Annotated in this window: 16 protein-coding genes; 6 read left to right on the top strand and 10 right to left on the bottom strand. The window is 57.7% G+C overall.

Going from position 1 to position 17,611, the window contains the following annotated elements:
* The first annotated feature begins 117 nt into the window (after positions 1-117).
* Positions 118-831, top strand: coding sequence for a transcriptional repressor LexA (lexA, locus tag JXR15_RS11000; RefSeq protein WP_422053271.1), 714 nt, complete (start codon positions 118-120; stop codon positions 829-831).
* On the opposite strand, the gene JXR15_RS10995 is transcribed toward lexA, so the two are convergent.
* Positions 825-2,870 carry a ComEC/Rec2 family competence protein gene (locus JXR15_RS10995; protein WP_422053270.1) on the bottom strand — a complete coding sequence of 682 codons (2,046 nt, stop codon included), beginning with the start codon at positions 2,868-2,870 and terminating at the stop codon, positions 825-827. The two genes, lexA and JXR15_RS10995, sit on opposite strands and share 7 nt — an antisense overlap.
* Before the next feature lie 80 nt (positions 2,871-2,950).
* Between JXR15_RS10995 and gltX the strand changes: the two genes are divergently transcribed.
* The 5 genes from gltX (at position 2,951) to JXR15_RS10970 (ending at position 9,547) form a co-directional block, all read left to right on the top strand.
* A complete protein-coding gene (gltX, locus tag JXR15_RS10990; protein ID WP_422053269.1) occupies positions 2,951-4,366 on the top strand; it encodes a glutamate--tRNA ligase in 1,416 nt (471 codons plus the stop codon).
* Positions 4,367-4,451: 85 nt separating this feature from the next.
* Positions 4,452-5,747, top strand: a complete 1,296-nt coding sequence (gene gltA / locus JXR15_RS10985) for a citrate synthase (protein WP_422053268.1) — start codon at positions 4,452-4,454, stop codon at positions 5,745-5,747.
* A gap of 292 nt (positions 5,748-6,039) precedes the next feature.
* Positions 6,040-6,903 (top strand): calcium-binding protein, encoded by an 864-nt coding sequence (locus JXR15_RS10980; RefSeq protein ID WP_422053267.1) that lies wholly within the window; start codon positions 6,040-6,042, stop codon positions 6,901-6,903.
* A gap of 383 nt (positions 6,904-7,286) precedes the next feature.
* The gene (locus JXR15_RS10975) at positions 7,287-8,834 is read left to right on the top strand and encodes a calcium-binding protein (RefSeq protein WP_422053266.1); all 1,548 of its coding nucleotides are present in this window, start codon (positions 7,287-7,289) and stop codon (positions 8,832-8,834) included.
* Positions 8,835-9,037: 203 nt separating this feature from the next.
* Positions 9,038-9,547 (top strand): DUF2087 domain-containing protein, encoded by a 510-nt coding sequence (locus JXR15_RS10970; RefSeq protein ID WP_422053265.1) that lies wholly within the window; start codon positions 9,038-9,040, stop codon positions 9,545-9,547.
* A gap of 5 nt (positions 9,548-9,552) precedes the next feature.
* Here JXR15_RS10970 and JXR15_RS10965 read toward each other — a convergent pair whose 3' ends face one another.
* From JXR15_RS10965 to JXR15_RS10925, 9 genes are all read right to left on the bottom strand, one after another.
* On the bottom strand, positions 9,553-10,329 hold the full coding sequence (locus tag JXR15_RS10965; RefSeq protein ID WP_422053264.1) for an enoyl-CoA hydratase-related protein: 777 nt from the start codon (positions 10,327-10,329) through the stop codon (positions 9,553-9,555).
* A 67-nt stretch (positions 10,330-10,396) separates the two neighbouring features.
* Positions 10,397-10,867, bottom strand: a complete 471-nt coding sequence (locus JXR15_RS10960; RefSeq protein WP_422053263.1) for a cytochrome c-type biogenesis protein — start codon at positions 10,865-10,867, stop codon at positions 10,397-10,399.
* A gap of 8 nt (positions 10,868-10,875) precedes the next feature.
* On the bottom strand, positions 10,876-12,849 hold the full coding sequence (locus JXR15_RS10955; RefSeq protein WP_422053262.1) for a heme lyase CcmF/NrfE family subunit: 1,974 nt from the start codon (positions 12,847-12,849) through the stop codon (positions 10,876-10,878).
* Between the two features lie 58 nt (positions 12,850-12,907).
* Positions 12,908-13,462 (bottom strand): holin family protein, encoded by a 555-nt coding sequence (locus JXR15_RS10950; RefSeq protein ID WP_422053261.1) that lies wholly within the window; start codon positions 13,460-13,462, stop codon positions 12,908-12,910.
* Positions 13,453-14,064 carry a holin-associated N-acetylmuramidase gene (locus JXR15_RS10945; protein WP_422053260.1) on the bottom strand — a complete coding sequence of 204 codons (612 nt, stop codon included), beginning with the start codon at positions 14,062-14,064 and terminating at the stop codon, positions 13,453-13,455. Before JXR15_RS10945 ends, JXR15_RS10950 begins: the two co-directional genes overlap by 10 nt.
* A gap of 144 nt (positions 14,065-14,208) precedes the next feature.
* On the bottom strand, positions 14,209-14,658 hold the full coding sequence (ccmE, locus tag JXR15_RS10940; protein ID WP_422053259.1) for a cytochrome c maturation protein CcmE: 450 nt from the start codon (positions 14,656-14,658) through the stop codon (positions 14,209-14,211).
* 27 nt (positions 14,659-14,685) lie between these two features.
* Positions 14,686-15,714: an N-acetyl-gamma-glutamyl-phosphate reductase gene (gene argC / locus JXR15_RS10935; protein WP_422053258.1), complete on the bottom strand. Its 1,029-nt coding sequence runs from the start codon at positions 15,712-15,714 to the stop codon at positions 14,686-14,688.
* A gap of 117 nt (positions 15,715-15,831) precedes the next feature.
* Entirely contained in the window at positions 15,832-16,644 is an 813-nt protein-coding gene (locus tag JXR15_RS10930; protein WP_422053257.1) for a glutamate racemase, read from the bottom strand.
* A 12-nt stretch (positions 16,645-16,656) separates the two neighbouring features.
* On the bottom strand, positions 16,657-17,559 hold the full coding sequence (locus JXR15_RS10925; protein WP_422053256.1) for a lysophospholipid acyltransferase family protein: 903 nt from the start codon (positions 17,557-17,559) through the stop codon (positions 16,657-16,659).
* Positions 17,560-17,611 lie beyond the last annotated feature (52 nt).

Raw genomic sequence — 17,611 nt, 5'->3', positions numbered from 1 at the left:
TGCCCCCTATACCACATTCCGGCATCTGTTTCCGCTATGTTCTATAAAAGTTTTGACACAAAACAAGAACATGCGTAGAACGAGGGGAAGACACACTCTATTTAGGGGTCCTCGAGCATGCTCACCAAAAAGCAACTAGACCTGCTGGAATTCATTCACACCCGTCTGCAAAAAGACGGGGTGCCACCCAGCTTTGACGAAATGAAAGACGCGCTGGATTTGCGCTCCAAATCTGGCATTCACCGCCTGATCACCGCACTGGAAGAACGTGGCTTTATCCGCCGCCTCGCCCACCGCGCCCGCGCGATTGAGATTGTAAAGCTTCCCGAAAGTATGGGCGGCGCACCGTCCGCGCCAACGGCGGGCTTCAATCCAAAAGTGATCGACGGGCCGCATCCATCCCCGGCGCAGCCTGCCAATGTCACGCCTGAAGAAGTCAAAAACTTCGCACGGGAGCTTCCTGTGATGGGAAAAATCGCCGCAGGTGTACCCATCGAGGCCATCAGCCACGTGGACCATCATATCACGGTTCCAGGCCAGATGCTCTCCGTAGGGAAAAACCACTATGCGCTTGAAGTCAAAGGCGATTCCATGATCGACGCGGGCATCAACAACGGCGATGTGGTGATCCTTTCGGAAACCACCACGGCGGACAACGGCGACATCGTGGTGGCGCTGGTGGAGGATCAGGAAGCCACCCTGAAGAAGTTCCACCACAATGGCAGCTCGATCGCGCTTGAGGCTGCCAACCCGGCTTATGAGACCCGCGTTTACCCCGAGGACAAGGTCAAAGTGCAAGGCAAACTGGTCGGACTGATCCGCACCTACTGACCCCGCATCTCTGCATCATTCCACAACCGACGGCCCGCCACCTCGCGGGCCGTTTTGCGTAAAGGCGCCGCCCCGTCAAATCGCAGGGCCACCGATCCAAGCGCCTCTAGGTCCTTTACGTCCAGCGTTTCACACGGCAACTGCCCGTCAATAGCCGTTGAAAACACAACAATATCCTCCGGCGCACAGCCGTCAAAAAGCGCCTTGCCGGTCTTGCCCTGCACGTGAATCAACCGTCCACCTCCGGCCAGTTCGATAAACGGCATACGACTTTCGCCCCCAGGCCACAAACTCGCTGCCCCAGGCTGGTCGTGCTGACTGCCGTCATTCTCTAACCAGTTCTCTGCGACAAATCCTTGGCCTTTTGCTTTGGACAGAGCGCGCCCTTGCGGCGTCATCACGCCGACCAAACCACCGGTATCAGAGATCAAAACATCTGGTCGGTTTACCGCGCTCCACAGCCAGAACCCGGCCCCCACTACCGCAATTCCGGCAAGTCGCGCAGCGCCCCGCCACAAAAGCAACCACAGCCCGCCAATCGCAATCAATGGCAGCACCCAGGCGCCACCACTTGGTACAGTGCCGCGCGCACCATCCAGACCGCTGACAAGGGTAGCGACGGTCAAAATCCACCGCAGCCCCTGCTCCATGGCCCACAGCGGGACCGCCTCAAGACCCAAAGGCGCCAGAACCGCAGCAATCACAGCCGCGGGCACCACCAAAACGCCCATGACCGGCACAGAAAGCACGTTGGCCAACAAGCCGTAATGCGCCACGTGGTTGAAATGCATCGCGGCAAACGGCGCGGTCGCCAGCCCTGCCACCAGCGAAGACACCACCACGGCTGACACCGGGCGCAGCCATTTTGGACCCATTTGCCATTTCCTATCCCGCAACCAGCCAAACACACCGACCAGCGCCGCAGTCGCCGCAAAAGACATCTGAAACCCCGGCCCCATCAATGCCTCTGGTTGCAGCACCAAGACAACAATGGCCGCCATGGCCACCGCCCGCAAAGTCAACGCCCTTCGGTCGAGCAACACCGCCAGTAACACCACAACGGTCATTATATAGGCCCGCTCGGTTGAAATAGCGCCACCAGACAGCAACAAATAGACAGTCGCCGCTGCAAAAGAGATGCAGGCAGCGATCTTTTTGCCATTCACCCGCAACGCCACCGAAGGCACCAACGCAATACAAAACCGCACTGCGCCAAAAACAAACCCGGCCAGCAACCCCATATGCAGACCTGAAATCGCTAGCAAATGCGCCAGGTTGGCACCCCTCAGCGACTCAGTGACCGCCTCAGAAATCCCGCTGCGGTCTCCGGTGGTCACCGCCGCCGCAAACCCGGCCACATCCGGGGCCATGCGGGCTGGGATGGCTGCGGACAACCGAATGCGAAAACCATAAATCCCGCCGTTGTTCTCTTGTGGAGTCAAGGCAAGCACCGGGACACGGGTATAGCCCACAGCCCCAATTTGCTTGAACCAGGCGTGGCGCTGAAAATCAAACCCACCCGGCTCAACCGGACCAGACGGCGGTGACAAATGTCCTGTGGTTCCAATCAATTTTCCGGGTGTAGGCGCTGTTCCGACGTGATCTCCATGCAGCGATACCCGCACCCGCTTCGGTGTGTTCTCCGGTGCAACCCGGCCCAACCGCACATCTTCCAAAGTCAATCGTACCGCATCAGAGGCAGACCGATCGATGGCAATGATCCGCCCTTCAATTGCACCATAGTATCGAAAGTCAAGAACCGGCCCTGCCACGCGATGGGCTCGCGCACCAGCGATACTCACCCCGGCCAGAACCAACGCCAAAAGCCAAAAGCACGCCGCAACATCGGCCTCCTGACCAATCGTCAAGCGTGCAAATGCCAAGGAAATCAGCCCGATCCCAACCAACACCGCAACGGCGGGCTCCACCGGCAGCGCAAAATAAATCCCGATCCCAAGCCCCAAACACACCGGCACCCAGCAAAGCAGATGCCCGCGTTGATGCAAAAGGGATTGGCGCAGAGACGTGACGACGCGCAAGCCTTGTCCTCTCTTACCCGTGTCGCTAGACAGTGCATCAACGCTAGAACCCCAATGGTTACTGAAAGGTTAAGCCCGCTATGACAGGCCAGGTCGTCACCCGTTTTGCCCCATCGCCCACCGGTTATCTGCACATCGGCGGCGCACGTACGGCGCTGTTCAACTGGCTCTATGCCCGTGGGCGCGGCGGAAAATTTCTGCTGCGCATCGAAGACACCGATCGCGAGCGCTCCACACCAGAGGCCACCACAGCCATTCTACAAGGCTTGAACTGGCTGGGCTTGGATCACGACGGCGACGTCGTGAGCCAATTTGAGGGTGCCAAACGCCATGCCGAGGTCGCACTACAATTGTTGGAAGAAGGCAAAGCCTACAAGTGTTTCGCCACACAGGACGAAATTGCCGCCTTCCGCGACGAAGCCCGCGCCGCTGGCAAATCAACCCACTACCGCAGCCCATGGCGTGACGCCGATGCCGCAAGCCACCCAGACGCACCATACGTGATCCGCATCAAAGCCCCACGTGACGGTGAAACTGTGATCCGCGATCAGGTGCAGGGCGATGTGACCATTCGCAACGATCAACTGGATGACATGATCCTGTTACGGTCCGATGGCACACCGGTCTACATGTTGGCAGTTGTTGTAGATGACCATGATATGGGCGTGACCCATGTGATCCGCGGGGATGATCACCTCAACAACGCGGCACGCCAAATGATGATTTACACCGCTATGGGTTGGGATCTGCCGGTTTACGCGCACATCCCACTGATCCACGGTGCAGACGGCAAAAAGCTCTCCAAACGTCACGGCGCCCTTGGCGCACAAGAATACCAGGCCATGGGCTACCCCGCTGCCGGTATGCGCAACTACCTCGCGCGTCTTGGTTGGAGCCATGGCGATGACGAGTTTTTCACCGACGCGCAGGCCAAAGACTGGTTTGATCTCGATGGCATTGGCAAAAGCCCGGCCCGCTTTGACACCAAGAAACTGGAGAACATCTGCGGCCAACACAACGCCGTGAGTGACGATGCTGCATTGCTGCAAGAGATTGTGAGCTATCTTGAAGCCGCAGGCCAGCCAGCGTTGACCGACGCCCAGACCGTATTACTACGGGATGCACTTTACTGCCTCAAAGATCGCGCGAAGACTTTCCCCGATCTCCTTGAAAAGGCTCACTTTGCTTTGACTGCGCGTCCAATCGACGTCGAGGCCAAGGCTGCCAAAAATCTCGATTCAGTATCCCGTGGTATACTGAATGATTTGACGCCGCAGCTGCAAAATGCTAGCTGGACGCGTGAAGGGCTTGAGGCTGTAACGAGCAGCTACTGCGAAGCCAATGAAATCAAGTTCGGCAAGATGGCGGGCCCGCTTCGGGCGGCGCTGGCTGGCCGGGCTGCGACCCCAAGCGTCTTTGACATGATGCTTGTGCTGGGACGCGAGGAATCTCTCGCGCGTCTGACTGACGCCGCCAAAGATGACGTGACGGAATAAAGCCTGTTTACCGGGCCTTAAGACGTCGCAGACACAACGCGCCGGGGCGATCCGCGTCCCCGGCTACATAGGAAGGAAAACTGCCATGTCCGAGGCCCAAAAAACCGCAACACTTACGATTGACGGCGCGTCTTACGAGTTGCCAATCCACTCTCCTACATGCGGTCCGGATGTGCTCGACATCCGCAAACTCTACGGTCAGGCTGGTGTGTTCACCTATGACCCAGGTTTCACCTCCACCGCCTCCTGTGAATCCACCATCACCTATATTGACGGTGAAGAAGGCATCCTGACTCACCGCGGCTACCCAATTGGGGATCTGGCGGGCAAATCTCACTACCTCGAAGTCTGCTATCTGTTGCTTTATGGCGCCCTGCCAACCGCAGCCGAGCTGGAAGAGTTCGAAACCACCATCACCCGTCACACCATGCTGCACGAGCAGATGACCACGTTCTTCCGTGGTTTCCGCCGTGACGCGCACCCAATGGCAATTATGGTGGGTGTTGTTGGCGCCATGTCCGCTTTCTACCACGACAGCACCGACATCAACGACCCGCGCCAGCGTGAGATCGCCTCTCACCGTCTGATCGCGAAGATGCCAACCATCGCTGCCATGGCCTATAAGTACACCATTGGTCAGCCGTTTGTGTCGCCACGCAACGATCTGGACTACGCCTCCAACTTCCTGCGCATGTGCTTTGCCGTGCCAGCTGAAGATTACGAAGTGAACCCGATCCTGTCCCGAGCCATGGACCGTATCTTCACGCTGCACGCGGACCACGAGCAAAACGCCTCGACCTCCACAGTGCGTCTGGCGTCCTCTTCCGGCGCAAACCCGTTTGCCTGTATTGCAGCTGGCATCGCCTGCCTCTGGGGCCCGGCCCATGGTGGCGCAAACCAAGCTTGCCTGGAAATGCTGAAAGAGATTGGCTCCGTGGATCGCATCCCGGAATTCATCGAGCGGGCCAAAGACAAGAACGATCCGTTCCGTCTGATGGGCTTTGGTCACCGTGTTTACAAAAACATGGACCCCCGCGCGACCGTGATGAAACAGTCCGCGGACGAAGTGCTGGAGCTGCTCGGTGTTGAAGACAACCCACTGTTGCAAGTGGCGTCTGAGCTGGAGCGCATCGCGCTGAGCGACCCGTACTTCAAAGAGAAGAAGCTGTTCCCGAACGTGGACTTCTACTCCGGCATCATTCTTGAGGCGATGGGCTTCCCAACCTCGATGTTCACGCCAATCTTTGCGATGTCGCGCACCGTTGGCTGGATTTCGCAGTGGAAAGAACAGCTGTCCGATCCAGCCCACAAAATTGGCCGCCCACGTCAGCTGTACCTTGGTGAAGACGTGCGTTCCTACACCGATATTGAAAACCGCTAAATCAGGCGTTTCTGACACATTCAAATGCGCCGGAGCTTTCTCCGGCGCATTTTTTTTGCGCAATGCAATTCATCATAAAATTGTCTCAATTGCCATTGGACTCGCCCAATTTCAAACACGTTTAACGTGCAAACATACATCCGAATTTCGACGAATTGGACGGTTTTGACCAGCGCCACATAACAGCATTTTCTGCTGGACCTGATTGCCTCTCCCAGACGGCATACCTGGCCTGACCTCCAATATTTGTGTTTTGGCGGATGTCTTTGACGCCACAATTTGGAGATGAGTGATGTGGATTTTGGGTCTTTTGTTTATGGGGCTGGCAGCCAGTAGTTTTTCCGGCGGTGGCGACGACTCCAACGACGAAAGCACACCCACCGGTTTTGCCAATGACACCCAGCCGGTGGACGACACAACCACGACCGACATCATATCCGAGGACGGCGGCATCGGCATTTTGCTTGAAGGCGGCGACTCCAACAACGATCTGACAGGCACCCCCGGCCCCGACCTGCTGGATGGCAAAGACGGCAATGACACTCTGCGCGGACAGGATGGCGACGACGGCCTCTACGGTAGCGAGGGTGATGACGTGCTCTTTGGAGGCGCGGGCGACGACTACATGACTGGCGGCGAAGGTGACGATGCGGTTTATGGCGACAGTGGCAGCGACACGCTCTACGGCTACACCGGCGAAGACACGCTTGAGGGTGGCAGCGGCGACGACTGGATCTACGGTGCAGACGTGACAAACCGCGACCCGGAAGTTGCTGACAGCTATCTTGACCGTGAGCCCGAAACGGAATTTGTAATTCAAGACCCAACGGAGCCGGAAGAGGCGGACACGCTCAACGGTGGTGCCGGTAACGACAATCTTTTCCTCGGCGCATATGACACCGGAACCGGCGGCGAAGGTAACGACAGCTTCCACATCGGGCATTGGGTGGAAGAGAACGCGCCGTTTATCACCGACTTTGACCCGGACGAAGACGTGGTTTCCATTATCTTGCCCGGCGACGAGCCACTCCCGACGATCACAGTTGAACGTGTTGGCGATGAAACCCACGTTTTGGCGAACGATGTGATTATGGCACGCCTCTCCGGTGCTGCTGACGGTTTTGAAGCCTCAGACGTAACATTTGTACTTGGGTGATCCCGCCTGCACTGCGCCCTTGTTCCGGTCGTTCGAACCACACCTGTCAAACGACTCACCTTGAACATGCAACCGCGCCCAACAGAACCCGGGCGCGGTTTTGCTTTCCATCGAAGCCCGTTTCGAAACAATAAGCAGCGCCACGGTTGATTGCGCCCAATCCAGCTCAAATACAGTTCAATTTATTGACACGCATGACGTGTTTAAGCCAAGCTCCCTGCAACATGGCGCAGGAGCCGATGGGAACGCGTAGAACGCGCGTATTTTTACACCTGACGGGCGACAAACGGCCCAGGCCAGGGGGATTTCCCGCAGGGCACATCCCATCATTCAACACAAATTCCATACACGCATAGGCATTGTGCGTGATGAGGAGAGACCAGATGCTATTTTTGGGTTTGTTACTTGCAGGCATGGGCCTCGCCGCCTTTGCAGATTTCGGCGGCTCTGATGACACCGAAGACGGTGACAATGACGTCACCTCGCGGCCTATTTCGCGGGCCGGAGAAGAAGGCCTGCTTCTGGAAGGCAGCGACAATTCTGATGACATCCGAGCGACGGATGGCCCAGACATCCTTTCGGGGGAAGGTGGTAACGACAACCTTCAAGGGCAAGCTGGCGTCGATTACATCCTGGGCGGAGCCGGGGATGACACGCTGATGGGCCAAGCCGGAAACGACAGCCTTTTTGGCAGCGAGGGTGATGACGAACTGCATGGCGGCGCAGGCAGCGACACGCTTCTGGGTGCCGGCGGCAACGACTCGCTCTATGGCGGCGGTGGCGATGACGAGTTGGTTGGCGCGAATATTCACAACCGAGATATGGAAATTGCCGACCGCTACACGCCAGATGATCCAAGCAGCCCGCTTGTTTTCGAAGCCCCGACGGAAGACGAGGCCAACCTACTGGATGGCGGCGCGGGTGATGACTGCCTGCTTATGGGCGAAGGTGACACCGCCGTCGGAGGCGCCGGCGCCGACCACTTTGAAGTGGGCCATTGGGTTGAAGACGAAGACAACGTCCCGCTTGTGACCGACTTTGACGAAACGCAGGACACGCTTTGGGTGTACTATCCCGAAGGCGAGGACCCACCAAGCATCACCACCGAAAGTCAGGACGGCGATACACTTGTCTATTCTAATGGCAAGCTAGTGGTACGGGTCGCAGGCGAAGTTGGCCCTTATTTTACAGAAGAAGTCCGGACCTGTGAATTTTCCGCGGGACAAGACGAAGGTGATACCCAGCTCCAAATTCTCAATGGAGTCGAAACCACGGTGCAATATGCCGATGCAAATGGAGACACATTGAGCGGCGGCAATGGTGCCGACATTCTAGTGGGCAGCGACAACGTCGACTCCCTGCGCGGCAGCGGCGGCAACGACATCATTCACGGTTTCTCCGGAGATGACTTCATCAGCGGCGGCGATGGCGATGACTTCCTTGTCGGCAGCCATGGCATCGACACCATCAAAGGCAACGACGGCGACGACTTTATCGATGGCACCGCCCTGTTCGGCTCCAGCGAATTCCTGGACGCGCTGGATGACCCTGATGCCTATCGAGGCAATATTCCACTCGACTTTGGCTTCGCGCCGGTCTCCGAGGATGGTGACGTCATCAAAGGCGGCGCGGGCGACGACACCATTCGGGTCGGCACCGACGATACGGTGTCGGGCAATGAAGGCAGCGACACCTTCCAGGCAGCAACTTGGATCACACCGGACAGCCCGGCCATTATCACTGACTTTGACGCGTCAGAGGATGTGCTGAGCTATCAACACTCCGGTCCGAGTGAGGAAGATCCGGTGATCGAGATCCGCAACACCGACGATGGCCATGCAGAACTGGTGGTCGATGGTCAGGCCATGGTGGTGCTACGCGGCGCAGCCGGGGCAGTCACGCTCGACGATGTCGTGCTGACTGGCATCTAAGCCCGCTCAATGCGCCGCTTGCGCCGCACGCACAGCTAGACTATCAACGGCGCCATGGGTCCGCAGTTCACCCAGGCGCCGCCGGTCACACTGACTTTGCTAAACCTGCGAGACATCTTCGACAGCATGCTTTTGCACGTGCCGTCGACAAGGGCGGCCATCGACCCCGGTTCCGGGATGCACGACATCAAAAGGATGCCCTCATGTCACAAGACGTGATCCCTCTTTATGTAGCCGACGTCTCGGCTTTCACCAAAACCCTGCGCAAGTCTTTGTCTAAACAAGACAAACTGCCCGGTCACGCCGCCATGTTGGCACTTGTGGCCAAGGCTGCTGGGTTTCAGAACCACCAACATCTGAAGGCCGCCAAACCGGCCGACGAAACTGCGTTAGACGAGTTGGCCCTCAAACGTGCTCTGCGCGTGTTTGATGAGACAGGCCGCATGTTCCGCTGGCCCAAATGGACCAAGGTGCAAGGCCTGTGTCTCTGGACCTTCTGGGCGCGGATGCCGGCGCACAAAGACATGACCGAGAAAGACGTCAATCAAATCCTAAAGTCCGGCCTCAACTTTGACGACCACGTCTTGCTGCGCCGGTCCCTGATTGACCACAAGCTTTGCGAGCGCACCATCGACGGACGGGTCTATCGCCGCATAGAACAAAGGCCAACGCCCGAAGCGCTGGCCCTGTTAAAGCGGCTGAACGATCGGTAAGGGACTTAGCGCCCCTCGTATTTTGCGGGGCGCTTCTCCAGAAACGCCACAACACCTTCCTGGAAGTCCCGGGTCTTGCCCAGCTTGCCCTGACGCTTGGCTTCCTGTTCCATCTGCGCGGTCCAGTCGTTGCCATAGCTTTCTTGGATGGCCTTTTTGATCTGCTTGTACGCCAGCGTTGGCCCACTCGCGAGATGCGCCGCGCGCTTCTTCACTGTGGCCTCATAGGCGTCATCCGCCACGGCTTCCCAAATCATCCCCCAGTCATCTGCCTGACGCGCGCTGATCTTATCCGCAAACAAAGCTGCGCCCATCGCCTTGGCCGCGCCCATGGCTTTGGGCAGCTCATAGGTGCCACCCGCATCCGGCATCAGGCCAATGCGCGAAAACGCCTGCATGAAATAGGCGCTCTCTTTGGCAATCACCACATCGGCGGCCAGCGCAAGGTTGGCCCCTGCCCCTGCGGCTGCACCGTTCACCGCGCTGATCGTCGGGATCGGACACTCACGAATAGCGCGGATCATCGGCATGTATTCGTCACGCAGCGTGCGCTCCAGATCCATGCTCGCCGCGCTGGAGCTGTCACCCAAGTCCTGCCCGGAACAAAACGCTTTACCAGCTCCGGTCAACACCAGCACCCGCGCTTCTGCCCCGGCTGCGGTCACCGCATCAGCCACTTCCGCGCGCATCTGCTGCGTCATCGCGTTGAGCGTGTCCGGCAGGTTCAACGTCACCGTGGCCACACCATCGGTCACATCATAGGTAATTGTTTGATAGTCCATAGGGTCCCTCTCCGCGTCCTGCCCCGTCATCGCATCCCAACGCTTGTGCTCCAAGCGGGACCCGACGTCATTCCTTGAGGATTTCCTGAAGCCGCGCTTCTTCCTCGTCGCTCAATTGACGTTCCGTTGGCGTGCGGGCTGTGGAACGGCGCCGTGTGTAGCCAAAACCGACAATCAGTGCGATCAGCAACATCGCCGGTCCAGCGCCATACAGCACGATATTGGTGCCACTGGTACGCGGACGCAGCAAGACGTATTCGCCGTAGCGATCAACAACAAAGTCGATGACCTCTTCGTTGTTGTCACCTTCTACCAACCGTTCCCGCACCAATACCCGCAGATCTTTGGCCAATTGGGCATTGCTGTCGTCAATACTCTCGTTACGACAGACAAGGCACCGTAAATCTTTGGAAATCTCCCGCGCCCGTTCTTCAAGCACAGGATCATCCAAGATCTCATCCGGCTGCACAGCCGCGCTTGGCCCTGCCAGCATCAGCGCGACAAAAATTGCCGCGCCCCAAGTTTTCAGCGTTGTCATCATGTCTCTCACTCCGCTGGCACACCACCTGCCGGCGCTTTGCGCGCACCCGCCGCCATACGGTAGCGACGGTCAGTCAGGCTCAACAATCCACCAAGAGACATAAGGAAGGATCCAAACCAAATCCAGTTGGTCAGAGGTTTAATATAGGTCCGCACCGTATAGGCACCACCTGGCTGTGCGTCGCCAATCGCCAGATACACATCGCGCAGGATACGATAGTCAATCGCCGCCTCAGTGGTTGGCATCGCTGCAACAGGATACACGCGCTTTTCCGGATGCAGAATGGTCACGTCTTTGCCGTCTTTACGCACACGGATGTCCGCCATGGTGGTCAAGTAGTTTGGCCCCTCGGTTTCCCGCACACCTTCCAGCGTGATTTCATACGCGCCCACCATATAAGGCTGGCCAAGCTGCGCCACGCGAATGTCCTCTTGCTCCCAGGCCATCAGACCCGCGATGCCAAAGATGGTCACACCAAAGCCCGCATGCGCCACAGCCTTGCCCCAGTCCGCCCGTGGCAATCGAGACAAGCGTGCAATCCGATCACTCAATGCGCCGCGTCCCGTGCGTGACATCAGGTCAATAACGGCCCCCATCAACAACCACGCTCCAAGGAATAAGCCCACAGGCCCCAGCAGCGAGCGACCACCCTGAATGGTCCATGCCAGACCACCAAGCGCAATCGCCAAGACAAAGGCAGGCACCAGAGGTTTCACCACTTTGCCAAGCTTTGCCCGTTTCCACGGCAACATCGCACCAACCGGCAGGATCAAACCAAGGAGCACCATAAATGGGGTAAAGGCCATGTTGAAGAACGGTGCGCCCACGCTAAGTTTACGCTCAAAGAACATCTCACTGACCAGCGGCCAGATCGTGCCAATGAACACCACAAAACAGGCCACCGCGAGCAGGATATTGTTGAGCACCAACGCACTTTCGCGGCTGACCACGCCAAACACCCCTTTGGCTTCCATTTCGCCAGCCCGCGCCGCAAACAAGGTCAGCGCACCACCGGTGAAGAACACCAAAATCCCAAGGATAAACACACCACGTTCCGGGTCATTGGCAAAGGCATGCACAGAGGTGATCACGCCGGAGCGCACAATGAACGTCCCAATCAGCGAGAAGCTAAACGCCATAATCGCCAGCAGAATGGTCCAGCTCTTCAAGCTCTCCCGCTTTTCCACCACAATCGCAGAGTGCAGCAAGGCTGCTGCTAGAAGCCAAGGCATAAAGGACGCGTTTTCCACCGGATCCCAGAACCAGAAACCGCCCCAACCAAGCTCGTAATAGGCCCACCACGACCCCAGCGCGATGCCAATGGTCAAAAACACCCACGCCGCCAAGGTCCAAGGCCGCACCCAACGGCCCCAGGCCGCATCCACACGGCCTTCAATCAGCGCCGCAATGGCAAAAGAGAACGCCATCGAGAGACCAACATAGCCGAGGTACAAAAATGGTGGGTGCAAGGCGAGACCCACGTCCTGCAACAGCGGGTTCAGATCGCGACCGTCAAACGGCACCGCGTCCACGCGCTCAAACGGGTTTGAGGTGAACAGGATGAAGGCGAAAAACGCCACAGCCACAGCACCTTGGATCGCAAGCGCGCGAGACCGAATACCCGGTGGTAGATTGCCGCCAAACCAGGCCAAACATGCGCCAAACAGCGTTAGAATCAGAACCCACAGCAACATGGATCCCTCGTGGTTGCCCCAAACACCGCTGACCTTATAGATCATCGGTTTCAAAGTGTGTGAGTTCCCCATCACCAGTGCCACTGAGAAATCCGAGGTCACAAAGGCATAGGTCAGCGCGGCAAAGCTGAACGAGGTGAACAGGAATTGTAGCCCTGCCGCCGGTTCCGCCACGGCCATCCAGCCGGGCCAACGCATCTGCGCGCCAATAAGAGGAATAATTGCCTGCACCACTGCGGTGACGGCGGCTAGGATCAGTGCGAAATGGCCGAGCTCAACTATCATGCCAACTGTATACGCCGACGCGCAGACGGGGCCAACGCAAATCGACCCCGCAAAATGATCACTTTGTCGCGCCCCCACCGGACCGTTTGCGCCAATCAGCAAGAACCGGATTCGAACCCTCCTCCATAGGGGATGGGTCCTTAGGACGATGGGAAGATTCCAAGGTTTCAATCGTGTCAACAACCTCGGAAACCCTTGCTAAGTTCTCCGACATAGAGCGCTGAAATTCCTGACCTTTGGCCTGATGTCTCGCGCCAAAATAGAAGCTCACCACCACCCCCAACAACCACCACAGCGGCTCCGGTACCAGGGCAATCCCACTCATCCGCGCCGCAAACCACACCGGGTCCACCATGGCACTGAGAAACAGCGCCAAACAGCCCAGGGCCATAGCCGGACGCGGCAGGCGATTCACTGCATCCATCACTCGATCAAACCGCCCCCGATCCTGCACCCGAAACTCTGCTGCATGCCCTTGCATCGCCGCGATCTGTACATCCTGCGCCCGCCGCGCACCGGCTTCCGCGTTCTCCCGAAACACCTCGGCGGTTTCCTTGATCACATTGCGCCCACCGCCAAACACAAAGGACAACAACCGCTCGATCATCCCCATGATGCCACCCGCTTCTCAAATTCCTGTTGCGTCAGGTGATAGCGCGGCGAGATGAACTCCTCCGCTCGCTTGATCCATCCCCCTTTTTTTCCGGCTCGAGAGCGCGCATATTTACGCGACTTTGGCCGCAGGTCCGCCAATCGAAAATAATAATTCCGCCGTGCCACCCCATAAGCATCTGCCAAATGATCCGGCGCCATGCCCGCCGCCACTTTGCTTGCGGCAATGGTCTGAGGCCCAATTTTGCCGTCCACAGTCACCTGCTGCCCCATCTGCCCCAGCAAACGCTGCAAGATTTTCACCGCATTGCTGCCTGCGTTGACATACATGTCAAACACCGACGCCTGCAAAACTGTGGGCAAGCGATCCACCTTAGGACCTTCAAAATAGTGCCGCAGATACACCGCCTCTGCATCCGCCGGCGTCAGCTGCTTCACATCCGCCACATCCACATCGCCGTCCCCGTCTTTGTCCAACCCCAACCGGCGCGCGGTGGCCAGCGTCACGCCCAGATTGGTCGCCCCGCCCGGATCATCCGGATCATTCACAAACCCGCCTTCGCGCGCCACAATCTCTTTTGCCACTTGTCGAACGTCCAACATCTCAACCTCCTATGTGCCTCCTCATACAGGCTGCCGTCCCCTCCGTTAAACCGCCGCCACCTCAGCGCACGCTGGCCGTTGCGCAAAGAAAAACCCCGCAGGCTTCACAGCCCACGGGGTCAATTTCATCTTGGAGGCAGAACCTTAGCTCTCCGCGTCAGGCTCGACATAAACGCCCTGCTCTTTCAGCGCGTCGACCACCTCTTTGGGCATATAGGTCTCGTCGTGTTTCGCCAGAATTTCAGAGGCCACAAACACGCCGTCGATATATTTCCCGGTGCCAATCATACCCTCGTTCTCTTTGAACAAGTCTGGCAGCACGCCAGTGAAAGTTACCGGAATGGAGGCCCCGCCGTCAGTCACAGAAAACCGCACGGTCTCTCCGTCACCACGCACCAATGTGCCCTCTTCCACCAAACCGCCAATGCGGAACGTCTCACTGGCCGCAGGCGGCTCTTCCGCCACCTGAGTGGGCGAGCGGAAATAGTTGATCCCGTCCTGCATGGCCCAACCGATCAGGGCCGTAGAGATAATCAGGGCTACGAAGGTCAGGATGATCACCTGAACCCGGCGTTGCTTCTTGAGGCTCTTCATTTTTCCTCTCCAGCGCTTGCGCGCAATTTACGGGAAACAAGGCGCCAGCATCAGGCCAGCGGTCTCTTCTTCTCCCAACATCAGGTTGGCGTTCTGCAACGCCTGGCCACTGGACCCTTTGGTCAGGTTGTCCAACGCCGCAATCACAATGGCCCGCCCGTCGATCCGGTCGCCGGTCACACCGATATGGCAGAAGTTGGAGCCACGTACATGCCGCGTGCTCGGCGCTTCGCCAAAAGGCAGCACCTTGATGAAAGGTTCCTCAGCATAGGCTTTTGCCAACGTGGCATGGATCACCTCTGCGTTACCCTGCACATACACGGTCGCCAGAATGCCCCGGTTGGCTGGCACCAAATGCGGGGTGAATTGCACTTTCACCTCGCGTCCAGCCACTTTGGAGAACTCCTGATCGAACTCTCCCAGATGCCGGTGTGTGCCGCCAATTGCATAGGCATGGTTGCCTTCGCTCAGCTCCGCGTGCAGGAGATTCTCTTTCAAGGACCGCCCTGCGCCGGACACTGCACATTTCAGATCAAGAATGATTTGATCAAGGTCAATCACATCCGCCTCAATCAGCGGTTTGAGCGCAAAAAGTCCGGTTGCCGCGTTACAGCCGGTCCCGGCCACAACCCGCGCCGCTTTGATGTCTTCGCGATAGAACTCGGTCAGGCCGTAGACAGCCTCTTTCTGGATTTCGAGCGCATCATGTTGCCCGCCATACCATTTGGCGTATTCCTCAGGATCGCGCAGCCGGAAATCCGCGCTCAGATCAACCACCTTAACATCAGACGGCAACGCCTTGATAAAACGCTGAGATGTGGCGTGCGGCAGGGCACAGAAACACAGGTCAACATTGGCAAAATCAATCTCTTCAATCTTGCACAGAGTCGGCAGAGTCAGGTGCCGCAGATGCGGGAACACAGCTGCCATTTCCAGTCCCGCCTTACGATCTGCGGACAGGGCAACAATGTCCATGCTGGGATGGGTGGCGATCAAACGCACAAGCTCTGCTCCGGTGTAGCCGCTGGCGCCAAGAATTGCGATTTTATGGGTCATGTTGTCGACCTCTTCCCTTCGTTTGGCCACAGCATTCGCGCGACCATCCCCGTCACTTGCGGGGTAAATAGTGATGTGTGGTGAGAAATGCGAGAGCCTGCGCCCCCACGCCGCAGCTTAGGCGGCTTGGAAGGTGATTTGTCGTCGCAAAAACTGGGTCGCACGATCGCTCACTTTGCGAGGATCGCCCGTGGTCAGGAACAAATTGTCTGTGCCTAGCCCAATCATTTTGGGGTGCCGCTCCAAATAGTCTGCCAACGAATCTGCAACCAGATTGGCCTGACTATACACATTTACATCCGCGCCCAAAGCGTTCTGAAACGCGTCATGCATAATGGGGTAATGTGTGCAGCCCAAAATCGCCGCCTGCGGCTCTGGCATCTTGCGCTTCAACGCATCCACATGAGAGCGCACCAACGCCTCAGCCAGGATCATGTCGCCGTCTTCAATGGCATCCACCACGCCGCCACAGGCCTGCGCCTCAACGTCTACACCAATTGCCCGAAACGCCAACTCTCGCTGAAATGCCCGGCTCGCCACCGTCGCAGGGGTGGCAAACAACGCTACATGTTTGACCTCAACCTCACGCGGCGGCGAGTTGTCGCCCCAGCTGCGCTCGGTCAACGCCTCAATCAAGGGCACAAACACCCCCAGCACGCGCTTGTCGTTTGGGATCCAGCTCTCCTGCATCCGACGCAACGCCGCCGCGCTGGCGGTGTTACAGGCCAGGATCACCAGATCACAGCCCGCGTCCCACATCCGCTCCACAGCGGCGGTGGTCAGATTATACACATCATCGGCATCGCGCACGCCGTAGGGTGCATGGGCATTGTCGCCAAAATACACCAACGGCACATCCGGCAAGCGCTTGCTCACCGCATCATAAACCGTCAGGCCACCCAAACCACTGTCAAAGAGTCCAACTGCCACGACACACCTCGATTACCTGTTTGCAGCCTTCTGGCCGTCAAGCTTATGTTTTTCTTCAAACTCAAAGCCGTATCCCATTTTACGGATCGGCTTAGGAGACAAAGAATAGGTGCGTTCCCGCAGGAAGTCCATGAGATCCCAGGTGTCACTGGCGCGGCTTTGGATCGCACCTTGCTCAACAGGCTCGCCAATCACCACGCGCACCGGTGTGTCCACGCGCTTTTTGAATTCGCGGATCAAGAAGCCCATGCGCAGGGTGTAATGCAAATGGCTCGCCACCTGGAACAAACGGCTTGTCTGACCGTCAAAAAACACCGGCACCACCGCCGCTTCGGATTTGGCGATCATCCGCGCTGTGAACCCACGCCAATACGGATCAAACGGACGCCCAAACGGCTTGTCTGCGGTCGACACCGTGCCGCCAGGGAAAATCCCAATCGCGCCGCCCTGCTTGAGGTAATCCAGTGAGACTTTCCGCGTACGCAGGTTCAGCTTCACCGCTTCCCGGTCTTCATCAAAGCTCACCGGCAGGATCACCTTTTCCATGTCCTGCGCCTTGCGGAACACCTGATGCGCCATAAGTCGGAAATCGCCGCGCGTCTTGCTCAGCATGTAACCCATCATCAGCCCATCCAAAATCCCATATGGATGGTTGGCAATCATCACCACCGGCCCGGTTTTGGGGATATTGTTGAGAGATCCGCCAATCACATCAAGCGTTAACCCATAGCGTTCGCGCATGACCTCCCAGAAGTCTCGCCCGGCGGCTACTTCGTCCTCATACCCCGCAGCCCGTCTGATCAACTTCAATCGGCCGGTGGAGTTTTCCAGCATGCGGATCATCGCTTTGCCGCTGCGAGTTTCGGCCGCATAGGCGTAGCTGATGTCACGGGCATTGTGGATCGCGTAGGTCATAGAAACTCTCGAGTCGTAGAAACACCGCCGTCATATGACAGATTTACGAAGG

The organism is Shimia sp. (assembly GCF_049116215.1).
Classification (GTDB): domain Bacteria; phylum Pseudomonadota; class Alphaproteobacteria; order Rhodobacterales; family Rhodobacteraceae; genus Shimia.
This window is presented reverse-complemented; position numbering and strand designations above follow the sequence as displayed.

Bases quoted from the DNA above. Each gene is read 5' to 3' on its own strand.
- JXR15_RS10960 (WP_422053263.1), bottom strand. From the start codon at position 10,867: ATGACAACGCTGAAAACTTGGGGCGCGGCAATTTTTGTCGCGCTGATG.
- argC (WP_422053258.1), bottom strand. From the start codon at position 15,714: ATGACCCATAAAATCGCAATTCTTGGCGCCAGCGGCTACACCGGAGCA.
- JXR15_RS10980 (WP_422053267.1), top strand. From the start codon at position 6,040: ATGTGGATTTTGGGTCTTTTGTTTATGGGGCTGGCAGCCAGTAGTTTT.
- JXR15_RS10950 (WP_422053261.1), bottom strand. From the start codon at position 13,462: ATGGGGATGATCGAGCGGTTGTTGTCCTTTGTGTTTGGCGGTGGGCGC.
- ccmE (WP_422053259.1), bottom strand. From the start codon at position 14,658: ATGAAGAGCCTCAAGAAGCAACGCCGGGTTCAGGTGATCATCCTGACC.
- JXR15_RS10970 (WP_422053265.1), top strand. From the start codon at position 9,038: ATGTCACAAGACGTGATCCCTCTTTATGTAGCCGACGTCTCGGCTTTC.
- JXR15_RS10955 (WP_422053262.1), bottom strand. From the start codon at position 12,849: ATGATAGTTGAGCTCGGCCATTTCGCACTGATCCTAGCCGCCGTCACC.
- JXR15_RS10925 (WP_422053256.1), bottom strand. From the start codon at position 17,559: ATGACCTACGCGATCCACAATGCCCGTGACATCAGCTACGCCTATGCG.
- gltX (WP_422053269.1), top strand. From the start codon at position 2,951: ATGACAGGCCAGGTCGTCACCCGTTTTGCCCCATCGCCCACCGGTTAT.
- lexA (WP_422053271.1), top strand. From the start codon at position 118: ATGCTCACCAAAAAGCAACTAGACCTGCTGGAATTCATTCACACCCGT.
- JXR15_RS10965 (WP_422053264.1), bottom strand. From the start codon at position 10,329: ATGGACTATCAAACAATTACCTATGATGTGACCGATGGTGTGGCCACG.
- JXR15_RS10975 (WP_422053266.1), top strand. From the start codon at position 7,287: ATGCTATTTTTGGGTTTGTTACTTGCAGGCATGGGCCTCGCCGCCTTT.
- JXR15_RS10945 (WP_422053260.1), bottom strand. From the start codon at position 14,064: ATGTTGGACGTTCGACAAGTGGCAAAAGAGATTGTGGCGCGCGAAGGC.
- gltA (WP_422053268.1), top strand. From the start codon at position 4,452: ATGTCCGAGGCCCAAAAAACCGCAACACTTACGATTGACGGCGCGTCT.